We start from the raw sequence: 12,129 nt of genomic DNA on the forward strand, positions 1-12,129 counted from the left end.
CGCTGCCTGGGCAGGATGAGAGAGGTCGGGGCGGGTGAGCCCCGTAAGTAAGAGCGCACAATCACCGCGCGAAGCGTGAGCGCAGGGCGAAGCGCGAGCGTAGCGCCCGAGACCCCCTGCACAGTCCACGGAGCCCGAATCGTCGATCTTGCCGGGTAGAATCCCCGTGTGAACACGACTGCTCCCCGCCCTGTCCTCGTCGTTGATTTCGGTGCCCAGTACGCGCAGCTCATCGCTCGTCGCGTGCGCGAGGCTTCGGTGTACTCCGAGATCGTTGCCCACACCATGCCCATTGCGGACATGCTCGCCAAGGAGCCGGCCGCGATCATCCTCTCGGGCGGTCCTTCCTCGGTGTACGAGGACGGTGCCCCCTCGATTGATCCTGCGATCTTCGACGCGGGAGTCCCCGTCCTCGGCATTTGCTACGGCTTCCAGACGATGGCCCAGGCGCTGGGCGGCACAGTCGGGCGCACGGGAACGCGCGAATATGGGCACACCGATGCGAATATCGCCGGGAGCTCGTGCCTTTTCGCCAATACTCCCGGCGACCAGGTCGTGTGGATGAGTCACGGCGACGCAGTCCAGGCCGCGCCCTCGGGTTTCGAGGTCACTGCCTCCACTGCCCAGACACCTGTCGCAGCTTTCGAGAACCGCGAGCGTCGCCTCTTCGGCCTCCAATGGCATCCCGAGGTCGCCCATTCTGCTTTTGGTCAGGACGCTTTGAAGAACTTCTTGTACGAGGGCGCGGGCATTGACCCCTCCTGGACTCCCGATTCCATCGTTGACGAGCAAGTCGAGCGGATCCGTGAGCAAATCGGAGACGCTCAGGTGATTTGCGCGCTGTCCGGAGGTGTTGACTCTTCCGTTGCGGCGGCTCTCGTCCATAAGGCGGTCGGCGATCAGCTGACCTGCTTCTTCATCGATCATGGGCTGTTGCGTGCGGGCGAGCGCGAGCAGGTTGAGAACGACTACGCGCGCGGAATGGGTATTCGCGTCATCACTTGCGACGAGTCTGAGCGTTTCCTTTCTGCGCTCGCGGGAGTGTCCGACCCTGAGACGAAGCGCAAGATCATTGGCCGCGAGTTCATCCGCTCCTTCGAGGCCGCTCAAAAGCAGGTCATTGAAGAGGTCGGTGCTAAGGGCGAGATGAAGTTCCTCGTCCAGGGCACCCTGTACCCGGATGTCGTCGAGTCCGGCGGCGGCGAGGGCGCGGCGAATATTAAGAGCCACCACAATGTTGGCGGCCTGCCCGATGACATGACCTTCGAACTGGTCGAGCCTCTGCGTGCCCTCTTCAAAGACGAGGTCCGCGCCGTGGGGCGTGAGCTCGGTCTGCCCGACTACCTGGTGAATCGTCAGCCCTTCCCCGGTCCGGGTCTTGGTATCCGCATCATTGGTGAGGTCACGAAGGAGCGTCTCGATATTTTGCGCGCCGCTGATCTGATTGCCCGTGAAGAGTTGAGCGCAGCGGGCCTTGATTCTCAGATCTGGCAGTGCCCGGTGGTGCTCTTGGCTGATGTGAGGAGTGTGGGCGTCCAGGGTGATGGCCGCACCTACGGTCATCCGATCGTGCTGCGCCCCGTGTCTTCCGAGGACGCGATGACTGCTGATTGGACGCGCCTGCCTTATGAGGTTCTTGCGAAGATCTCGACGCGCATCACGAACACGGTGCCCGAGGTCAACCGCGTGGTCCTCGATGTGACGAGCAAGCCCCCGGCCACGATCGAGTGGGAGTAGTGAAATTTGGGAATGTTGTTCCCAAATTTGACCGCATGGATACACAATAAGATAATTGCCTTCATGTAGAAGGAGGCAGTTCATGTATATCAGGCGCGAAATTGAGTCGACCATCGACGCCATGCTTACACAGGGCAAGGTGGTTCTTATCACCGGTGCGCGCCAAGTAGGTAAGACCACGGTGCTCAAAGAACACCTTGGAGGCTCCTTCAGCTACGTCTCGATGGAAAACCCGCGCGACTATCTGCTGGCCAAACAGGATGCCGTGCTGTTCTTCGACTCTCATGAACTCCCTCTGATCGTCGACGAAGTCCAGCGGGTGCCCGAGCTGTTCTCCCCCGTGAAATGGATTGTCGACCAATCCGACCAGAAGGGCCGCATTGTGCTCACTGGGTCGCAGACGTACCATCTGATGAAGGGCGTGAGCGAGTCTCTGGCTGGCAGGATTAGGATTATCGAAATGCCCCCTCTCAGCTTGAGGGAGCTTATCGGCTCTGCAAGCAGCCCGCATCCTTACGTGCCGGCGCGGATTACCGAGCCCAAGCATGTGAAAGGCCTGGATATTTGGAGCGTCATCCACAGGGGCTCCATGCCCGAGCTTCAAGACAGTTCCGTGGACTGGGACTCCTTCTACTCGGATTACGTATCTGCATATCTTGAACGCGATGTACGCGACCTCATCAACGTTCGAGATGAGGCCAAGTTCTACAGTTTTATGGTTGCCTGTGCTGCAAGGTCAGGACAGTTGCTGAACGCTACTGATATCGGAAACGCAATCGACGTCGACCACAAAACAGTCAAGGCATGGCTCTCGGTACTCCAGGCCTCGAACATCGTGAGGGTTATCCAGCCGTTCTGGCCGAATGTGGACAAACGTCTTTCCAAAACTTCGAAGATCTTCTTTATGGACACGGGGCTCGTATGCCACCTCACGCGGTGGACAACCCCCGAACAGCTTCGCAACGGTGCGGTTGCCGGGCACGTCTTCGAGACGTTCGTTGTCTCGGAGGTGCTCAAGAGTTACATGAACGCAGGAGTGAACCTCCACGACGTGTGGTTCTACCGAGATGCGAAGAAGCGCGAGATTGACCTCGTCATACAGGATGGCCATGTGTTGCATCCCGTGGAGGTTAAGATGGCGGCCACCGTTGGAAGCGATGCTGTCAAAAACTTCGGCTGCTTGGACAGGCTCTCGGATTACGAGGTTGGGTTCGGGCATGTGGTCTGCCAGACCGATGAGCCCTATCTTGTGACGCGCGACGTACAGGCCGTACCGGTCTGGGAACTCTAGCTCGTCCTCAGGCAAGTGCAAGCCAAGGACGCTGCGACTGCTTATCCTGCTTGAACCTCAACGAGAAAGATTCACCCATGCCCCAAACCTTGCAGGAGCGCGCTTATCGCACCAATAGCGGTGACGTCGCCTATTGGGTGGACGCCTCTGCCAATACGGATATGCCATGGCTCGTATTTCTTCCCGGCCTTACTGCTGATCACACCTTGTTCGACGCGCAGATGGCGCATTTCTCAGGCAAGGCAAAATGCCTGGTGTGGGATGCCCCTGCGCACGGGAAATCACGACCGTATCCGCTTGACTTCTCCATGGATGATTGTGCCCGCATTCTGCACGGAGTTTTGGAGGCAGAGAACGTCAAGGGCCCAGTGCTTGTGGGACAGTCGCTCGGCGGTTACGTTGCGCAAGCGTTCATCGACCTCTATCCAGGAGAAGCCTTTGGCTTCGTCTCCATCGATTCAGCACCGCTCAAAAGAAAGTATTACCCGACGTGGGAAGTCAAAGCGCTGCGACATACTAAGAGCATGTACCGTTCTATGCCTTGGTCTTGGCTGAAGTCGCTGGGCTCATGGGGAGTAGCGACAACCGCCCAGGGAAAAGCTAGCATGCGCTCCTTCATGGAAAGCTACACCAAGAAGAAGTATGTGGAGCTCGCCGCGCACGGTTACACGATGCTTGCTGATGCTGTCGAGTCCGGACGCGCTTACGACATCGACTGTCCGGCACTATTGCTCTGCGGGGAGAAGGACCGCGCTGGTGATGTGAAGGTGTTCAACCGCAAATGGTCTGCCGGTGAAAGCATCCCTCTCGTGTGGGTGCCTGACGCGGGGCATAACTCGAATGCCGATAATCCCAGCTTTGTGAACAGCCAGATTGAGCAACTCATGACCACGCTATAACGCCAGGCACCACACTTGCCTCTTACGCATTCACTAACAACGCAATAAGCGGCATACGGTGATTGCTACTAGGTCATGTGTCGTCACCGGCGGATCTCAAAGCAGCATTTCCCCAGCTCAGAGCTGTCACTCTTCGGTCGGACGAGAATACTCCCCTCAGATGACTACAGAGCATGTAGCCACCGCTGACTACAGGGTGACCAAACGGTTTTCGCGATAGGAGAGTAAAGAAAACCCCAGTCCACCTGACCCGCTGATTACATGAAAACGAAGCGTGCAACGATCGAGTGGGAGTATGGCTGTCAGACTCTGGGTGTGATAGAGGCTGTGGCTCCTTTCCAATCATCGCCGTCTTTATCAAATCCGGGGCGCAACACTCAACGGTCGCCTCGAACACCCACGAGGCAGCGCTCTAGGTTTTCACAACCCCGCTAAGTACGTCACCCGCAACCTGCTTGAAACAGGAGTCTTCGACGCCACCCACACTCTCAATTGGGATGAGCCTGTTATTGGTGCATAAGGAAACGCTGTCGAGCCCGAGGGGTCGACAGCGTCAGCGTGTGTGTTGAACTCGCTAACTCTTTTCTTTGAGCGCCTTCTCAAGCGCGTTCGTGAGTTCCGCATTGCTTCGCTTCAAGTATTTCTGGCTGCGCTCGAGAATCTTGAGCATCTTCTTCGGGCTGATTTCAGCGTCGTTGTCGCGCTCATCTTCGTCGGTCTCGAAATCCTTGTCGAAGGCCAACACACGTTTGATGGCCTCTATTTCGGTCTCCAGCTCGACAGTTCGCATGCTTAGTGTCTCCCCGATTTCGTTGGCTGATGAAAGGTCTCCCTTCCGCTTGATGAGAACCTCTTCGCTGAATGCAATTAGCTTCGCGCACTCTTCGAGCGTATAGCTTTCATCCGTCGCCAAAGCTATCGACAGCGCTGCGGATGCACTTGAGCCGCCGATCGCGCCGAGAAGTGCGCCCCCGCCTGCGATCAGCATCGTTCCACCTGCCATGCCCGCCCCGCCAGTAGCAAGGGCTCCTCCTCCCAAGAACGCGAGGCTGGCGCTCGTAAGCGCTGCTCCTGAGAGCGTGGCGATTTCCGCGCCGAGCGCAGCTGCCAAAACGGGCGCGATAACGGGCGCGAAATAGAATGCGAATCCACCGGTCACGGCAACGACGACGACGGTTCCCGCTGCGCCTGCGATGCCCTTCGTTACGGATCCGTCCAAGCGGCTGCGCGCTGTGCCCACGGCCTTGTCAAGTTTTTTCAGACTACCGAAGCTCACCGACCCCTGGCGTACGCAAAAGACGTCTTTCGCGTAATTTGAGCATGGCTTGAGGCCCTTGTACATTCTGTCGTTTTTACGATGAAAGAATCTGTACGGCTCGAACCTCGCTGCTTCCATTGCCACGAGCCACAGCCACGTATCGTCCTCGTCTTCTTTTCGCAGTCTTTCGATTTCGTCGTACAGGGGAGCGTCGTTCAGGAAATATTCGGCACCTGCGGCCCAGACGGTGTTCGTCGTCTCGATGATTTTGTTGCTCCACTCCTCGAGCCATTTCTGCTTGCGGGCCTTGCGCTTATCGCGCTTTTCGAGCTCGATGTCGTACGCAACGAGCTGGTACATGATTGAGTGAAGGACTCGCGCCTTCTCGAAATCGAGCTTCAAACACCCGAGGCTTGCGAGTTTGCGCTCGTACGAGTCCTCGGGTCTCTCGCCCTCTTCAAGCTTCCTGTCGGAAAATGTCGCCTTCGCGTCTACGACGCATGCGACCACAAAGGACGCAACACCAACGTAATTGATGCGGAGAAAAAACTTTACAGGGTCTTTAGCGGGAATCGCCCTTACGAGAGCATCTGCGAAGTCGATGCCACTGAACACTCCGCTCGACACAGTCACCATCCTATGCATGGCGGGAGTGCCCCATGGAAGAATGTCTTCGGGTGCAATTCGCCCCAGGTCGCCGAAGCTGCGGATGTCGAGACTCTCGATCTCGCGGAAAAGCCTTCGGCAGAAGTAGGCCCCTCGGACAATGCATTGATTGATGAGCACAGGTGCCGACATCCTGCCAATCTCTTCGAGGATGCCGATCTCTGTTCGAAGGTCGAATCGCCGCTCCGTGCCCTTGATGATCTTGCCGTTCGCGTCATGGTCTGCAAGAAGGGTTCCGTTGAACAGCTTCGAGAGCCAGAGTCTGAAGCTCATATCGTCATTCTTCGAGTCTTTGAAGAAAGGGAGTGACGAGAACTCCTTCAAGAGAGACAACAGCGGGCCCGGGATGCCGGTGCCCTGTCCACCGTTGCTGCTTGATCCGGCCGCGTCGCTGACCATATGGAAGAACCATTCGATGGTTCCGAAAACGATCTTTTCCTGAGTGTTCTTGCCCAGATATTGCCTATGCGATTCGGGGATTGGAACGATTGCCAACGCGCCGTTAGTATCAGTGCCGACCGAAAGGCCAGAGAACTGGGTGAAGATGGACATCGCCAACCCGCCAATACTTAGGTGATGGGCGAAGTCTCGGAAATGATGCTGTCTGCCGCCGCCCCAATCGTTGGTGTTGCCATCACTGGCCAGTGGGTGATTATCTTCAAGCGTCTTGATGGCCTTGTTAAGGTCGTCGCCATTGTAGCCCTCTGCCTTGGCGACCTTGAGCACAATCTTCTCGACTTTGTCACTGCCCCACTCGTTTGCTCTATCAAGTGAGAATTCTCCGGTGAGGAGGATATCGATGATGCCGGCGATGATGCCGCTGCTGACTGCGACGATGTAATCGGTCCTGTCGGCCTTGTCTACATGGGGTTCCCAGTCAATCTGGTCAGATAAGTGATCGGCAACATTCGAGTAAGCTCCGCTATCGACGGTCGGCTCGTTTCCCTTCAGGGGATTAGAGCCGAAAAATCCGGGTAGCAGTTGCTTTTTCGGAAACACCATCTCGTATCGAACGAATGGCGTGTCCTTGTCGAAGGACTCCCCGTCAGTCATCGTTACCGTGTTACCGTCCTGGGGTGTTGATTACAAAGTGGTTGCACTAGCTGTTGTTCCTCATAAAACTGTGAACGGGTTTGATGAGGGGTTAAGCCTTCGAGATCAGTGCGGGACCGATGTTGATTCTAGTGATACAACTAGTGGAACACGAAGCGCCTCCACCAAGCCCTCAACTACCACACCCCACAAGAAACAAAAGATCCGTACTATACTCACCACCACGCCCCAACCCTCGTTGGAGCATAGAAGCGGAACAAAACCCAGGACGCTTCATCTTGACGCCACACGCGCCTACAACCACTACAGGGGAAACGACACAGCTCGATCAGTAGCGTGATGGGGCGTCACTCGAGGGGTTCATGAGCCAGCTGTCGAGTCACAGTGTCACGAGCTGCCCCTGACTCCCACACCGGCGGCACCAACCGTCGGGGCTCGACCAACCGAAATTTCCATACCGCATGCTCAGGCTCGATGAGCTGGCCGGTGACATCCAGACCAAGGTCGCCCAAGCCAATGAGGGTGATCATATCAAGACCCCTGAAGGTAGTGTTGGACATGTCGAGGTCTTCGAGATGGGCCCCCTGACAAATCCCATCATCAAAACACCTCGACCATCAACTGGGCACAATGCGCCTTCCAGGTGACACCGCCGTTACACCTTTAATTGGGAAGAGCCACAAAAGAACAAGTGTATGTGCTCTGGTTGTCTTCCGCTTTTTCATGCTTCGCATTCTTATTCGCAATTCTACCGTCGAGTAAATTCTGATTTCCTATTTTTCTGGAACGATTAAAGGGTGGTGCAGGTCGAGGGGGCTTCAATATCGTTTCGTCTTCGGAGTGGAGGAGTGTCTGATGAGAGATTATCTGATGAAAGATGGACCGCATTATTTTTCTTTGACAGTTGCGATTCTGGTAGCGGTCGCAGTTGTTCTTGCGTTTCTGGATAGTCTGAGGGGGTTTTTGGTTGTTTTTCTGGCGACAGCTTTTGTCTCCCTTATTTTGCTGATGATTGTTGGCGTTGGGGTTGCTTTCAATCGTGTCAAAATGAAAGGCGACTCTGTTGAATGTGCGAAGGAGGTTGGAATCTTACTAGGCGTTTTTATCGCATCTTTGGGGATTCTGTTCGCCACTGGACAGTTCTATAGTCTCCGTATGACGCTGGATATGCCAAGCGCATATAGCAGCTCGGTCAGTTATCGTTTTGGTGATTACGGCTCTCTGAAGCTTGATGATCTTTCTGAGGAATTGCCTCCTCTGGAAGGCAATAAGGCAGTGACTATACATGCCAATTTTGGTGCCTATGCGGATGGAATGATGAAAACGGTCGCTCTTGTTACTGATTTTCCTCGCAAAAAACTGTTCAGGTACTCTGATCAGTATATTCCATCGCAATACCAGGCTAGCAGCTATTCGGATGTGGGCTATCTTGTTATTGTAAGAAATCGCGCGGAGAGGAGCAATTCAGTCGAATATGCCAGTGGGGCGATACCGTATGCCTGGTGTATTGATGTCGGGATATATGATGGTGAGAGCATGGTAGCATCTACGACAATAGAAGGGAACTATCGGCCCGCTACAAGCTTAAAAAGTGGTCCTGTAATTGGTCCAGCTCCAGAGGAGGAAGTAAGAGAGTGGGTGGCGAATGAATTGGAGCGGCTTATAGATGGATGAATACTTGCTCTTTGATTGAGCAGCCATCTTTTCTCAAAATAACGTTTTTCATTGGATAAATAGGGCATGTTGACGTTATGTAAGGATTTTTCTATGATAAATTGCAAGAATAAGTGGCTCTTCCCAATTAAGGGCGTAGCGGTGGTGTTACCTGGGGGCTAGATTTTAGTGCTGGTTGCAACGGAGTCTTTGTGAAGGGGGTCGTTGTGGCTGATCGTGGTTGTATTCTTCGGAGGGCTTATCAGCCCCTGTTTCGATGTGCCGAATAAAAGGGAGAGGGCGTGGAGGCGGCCTCCTTCATGTGCGTCCCGATGCTCGTCAATTTGATTACTAGACACATGATAGCTGCGATGTGTGTCAAAGAATCAAAGTAAGGCAATGGGAAAAGCGAAGCGAGAGCTAGGTTCGTTGAGTGTGCTGCGGGCGTCGTCAACGCAGCGCAGATTACGGAAACAGGCTTTCTGCTCGGTTCGATCTCCTACGCCCTGAAAACAGGTGCCATAGATAAGCTCACGAGGGGTGTCAACTGCTCACCGGAGGCGTGTGACGATGGGTTTACCGCCATCTCCCACAGGTGAAGGAAGTGCGTGCTCCCGCATGGCAGCGTGCTCTACCTCGTCGGGCTCTCTGAGAGGACGCCCTGCGCGCTCGACGTTACCGTTCCACACGGATACCACCCACGTGCCCTCTTTCGTGAGTATCCCGACGTGAAAGTCCACTGGGGCAGCCCCAACATCTATGAGCTGGGCATTATTTAGGTGAAGTCACCCGGCGGCGCCTTGGTAAGGGCGTACTGGGCAGAGCGTGCGGTGGCCGAGCTCATCTCACAGAGGTCTTCTGTCGGAGCCGATCCACAGCTCGTGCGCGACGCGGTAGCGGGCTACTTCAAGAGGAAGAAACGCTGACCTCGAGGGCCTTGCGCGAATGTGTTGTGCGCTTGGTGTCGAGGAAAAGTTCAGGATGAATCTGGAGGTGCTCGGATGAGGGGGCGACCGAGTCCATCAAGGCGTCGCAAGAGATAGGCGAGGACAAAGCGCAGGCTGCGCATGCAGTGGTGTCATCTGCGTCGGGGTCTTTCGAACGTGTGGCCTTCACCCACCTACGCCGCTCACAAGCTCTCGATGAAGTACGCCCAGCAACTCTCGCCACTGCAAGCTTCATAACACCTGCCCCGGGCCGATATGCCGATACGCCGACACACACCGACCCTCCTCTTGTGAAGAGGCACATTACCGCCATTGGCGGTATAATCGTGGCGGCATAATTTTGGCGGCATTGAGAGGATGGAGTATGGCATACGAACCGCCATTGCAGCGAAACGATGCGATTGACTCGCTCTGCATGGAAATCGCAGAGCTCGTAGGCATGCTCTCCCCGCAGGCACCGCTGGCGAAAAGCCCCACCCTGCATCGGGAGCTCCGGATACAAACGATTCGCTCCTCCCTCATGATTGAGGGGAGCACACTCGATGAGAGAACCGTGAGCGCCATCCTCGATGGGAAGCCGGTCCTCGGCGACAGCCGTGACATCCTCGAGGTCGAAAACGCCAAGCGCGCCTACGACCTCATCCCCGAACTGGATCCGTACTCCATCGACGATCTCCTCAGAGCGCACCGAGTGATGATGGAGGGCTTGGTCCCCGAGGCGAGCCGCTTCCGCAACGGCAACGTCGGCGTGTTTGACGGCGACATCCTCATTCATGCAGGCACTCCAGCGGCCCACGTCCCCGAGGTGATGGCGGGTATCTTCGGCTGGCTGAAGGAAACGAGCATGCACCCTTTGCTCGCCTCCTGCGTCTTCCACTTCGAATTCGAGTTCTGCCACCCCTTCTTAGACGGCAACGGAAGAACGGGCAGGTTGTGGCACACGCTTCTCTTATCGAGGTGGCGGCCCGTGCTCGCATGGCTTCCAATCGAGAGCACAATCAGACGGCGTCAAGTGGGCTATTACGAGGCTTTGGCGAAATCCGATGCCGCCGGGTCTGGCGAAGAGTTCGTCGAGTTCATGCTGGACACGATCAGGGAGTCGCTCCTTCCCTTCTCCAAGCCCGAAGGTGAAAGGGAGCTGGCTCGGTCCAGGGCGCTTGACTTCTTCAGGGAGCACAGCGATGGCAAAGTCTCCCAGCTCGCGGAAGCTCTCGGCTGCTCGAAGAGGAGCGCTGAGCGCATGGTCGCGGAGCTGAAAGAGAAGGGCATTCTTTCAAGGCAAGGAAGCACTCGGTCCGGCATCTGGATCGTTCACGAGTAGTCCGTGACGCTCTGAATACGCGGGGCACTACTAGTTCTTCACGTTTGAGGATTCGGGTATCAGACCAATGGCATCGAGAATGCTTCACGCACGGTCCGCACCCTAGAATGCGAAGAGCCTAGAACTCCTGGCCCGATAGACGAAGGAGGCTGTTCCATGGCGCGCCCGACGAGTAAAGACGAGCTGATCGCCGCATCCGCACGCGCTTACGGGAAGCTCAGGGAATTCGCCGCCTCCATGAGCGAGGGCGAGCTGGCGGCTCCCTTCGATTTTTCCGCCGACAAGGGCAAGAAGGAAGCACATTGGAGCCGGGACAAGAACTTGCGCGATGTCCTGACCCACCTCCACGAGTGGCATCGCCTTCTACTGGACTGGGTGGGCGCGAACATCTCGGGGGAGAGGCGGCCTTTTGTGCCCGAACCCTACACGTGGCGGACCTACGGCGACATGAACGTCGCCCTGTGGCGCAAACACCAGGAGACGCCTCTGGAAGAGGCCCGCGACCTGCTGGCCGAGTCTCACAACGCGGTCATGGCCCTGGCGGAGGGCTTCTCCGACGAGGACCTGTTCCGCAAGGGACGATTCGACTGGACGGGGACGACGACGCTGGGTTCCTACTTCGTGAGCGCCACGAGCTCCCACTACGACTGGGCGCTCAAGAAACTCCGCGCCCACAGGAGGAACTGCAAGCGGCACGAGTAGCTCAGTCCGTGTGCGCTTATGAGCACCCCTTCAGAGTTCGGGTTCACAGGCGCCGCCTTTTCAAAGATCGACGTGCTGGCGCGCGCTAAAACCGCGTTCCTTGAGCCTGCCGTTCACGTAGTCGTAACGCGTGGGCACCACCTTGATGATGTTCATGACGAAGGGCAGCTTCCGCAGTCTTTCCACCGGGATGCCGCGCAGCAGGCAGGCGTGTTCGTACTCCGCACCGAATGGCTCAAGCACCTCGGCAGTGCCCGTCACCTGCAATCCGGCGAGCGTGTCGAAAGAGGTGTCCTCGTCGTGGATGACTAGGCACACGTTGCTGTTGGCCTGCAGCGCCCGGAACTTGAGGCCGCCCTCGCTGATGATCCAAAAGGCGCCCTCGGCGTGGACGTACTCAACCGTCGTGTTGCGCACGATCCCGGCCCCCGCCGTGGCCAATGCGCAGATCTTGTGGCGGCCAAGGAACTCTTCGATCTCCGCGATCAGCTCGCCCTCGGGCATGCGCGCCTCGCTGGCCTCCCGGTTGATCCAGTGGTTCGCCGCAGCCTCCCAGTCGATTCCGCTTCCATTCATGGGTGGTCTCCCTTCGGGTGGTGGGG

Annotated in this window: 8 protein-coding genes; 6 read left to right on the forward strand and 2 right to left on the reverse strand. The window is 56.6% G+C overall.

The genetic code is table 11. The features are described from left to right. Positions 1-168: 168 nt before the first annotated feature. From guaA to JFX23_RS05310, 3 genes are all read left to right on the forward strand, one after another. Complete coding sequence (gene guaA, locus JFX23_RS05300) at positions 169-1,737, forward strand: glutamine-hydrolyzing GMP synthase (RefSeq protein ID WP_198776038.1); 1,569 nt, start codon at positions 169-171, stop codon at positions 1,735-1,737. 82 nt (positions 1,738-1,819) lie between these two features. Continuing rightward, the gene (locus JFX23_RS05305) at positions 1,820-3,028 is read left to right on the forward strand and encodes an ATP-binding protein (RefSeq protein ID WP_198776039.1); all 1,209 of its coding nucleotides are present in this window, start codon (positions 1,820-1,822) and stop codon (positions 3,026-3,028) included. 77 nt (positions 3,029-3,105) lie between these two features. Beyond that, on the forward strand, positions 3,106-3,927 hold the full coding sequence (locus tag JFX23_RS05310; RefSeq protein ID WP_198776040.1) for an alpha/beta fold hydrolase: 822 nt from the start codon (positions 3,106-3,108) through the stop codon (positions 3,925-3,927). A 574-nt stretch (positions 3,928-4,501) separates the two neighbouring features. On the opposite strand, the gene JFX23_RS05315 is transcribed toward JFX23_RS05310, so the two are convergent. Continuing rightward, entirely contained in the window at positions 4,502-6,904 is a 2,403-nt protein-coding gene (locus tag JFX23_RS05315) for a hypothetical protein (protein ID WP_198776041.1), read from the reverse strand. A gap of 855 nt (positions 6,905-7,759) precedes the next feature. Here JFX23_RS05315 and JFX23_RS05320 point away from each other — a divergent pair. From JFX23_RS05320 to JFX23_RS05330, 3 genes are all read left to right on the forward strand, one after another. After that, positions 7,760-8,578, forward strand: a complete 819-nt coding sequence (locus tag JFX23_RS05320) for a hypothetical protein (protein WP_198776042.1) — start codon at positions 7,760-7,762, stop codon at positions 8,576-8,578. A 1,479-nt stretch (positions 8,579-10,057) separates the two neighbouring features. Beyond that, positions 10,058-10,825 carry a Fic family protein gene (locus tag JFX23_RS05325; RefSeq protein WP_332874681.1) on the forward strand — a complete coding sequence of 256 codons (768 nt, stop codon included), beginning with the start codon at positions 10,058-10,060 and terminating at the stop codon, positions 10,823-10,825. A gap of 156 nt (positions 10,826-10,981) precedes the next feature. After that, positions 10,982-11,527 (forward strand): ClbS/DfsB family four-helix bundle protein, encoded by a 546-nt coding sequence (locus tag JFX23_RS05330; protein WP_198776044.1) that lies wholly within the window; start codon positions 10,982-10,984, stop codon positions 11,525-11,527. Positions 11,528-11,587: 60 nt separating this feature from the next. Here the strand turns inward: JFX23_RS05330 and JFX23_RS05335 are convergent, their stop codons facing one another. Further along, positions 11,588-12,103: a pyridoxamine 5'-phosphate oxidase family protein gene (locus tag JFX23_RS05335; RefSeq protein WP_198776045.1), complete on the reverse strand. Its 516-nt coding sequence runs from the start codon at positions 12,101-12,103 to the stop codon at positions 11,588-11,590. Positions 12,104-12,129 lie beyond the last annotated feature (26 nt).

Origin of the sequence: Schaalia cardiffensis (assembly GCF_016405145.1) — a bacterium.
GTDB lineage: Bacteria > Actinomycetota > Actinomycetes > Actinomycetales > Actinomycetaceae > Pauljensenia > Pauljensenia cardiffensis.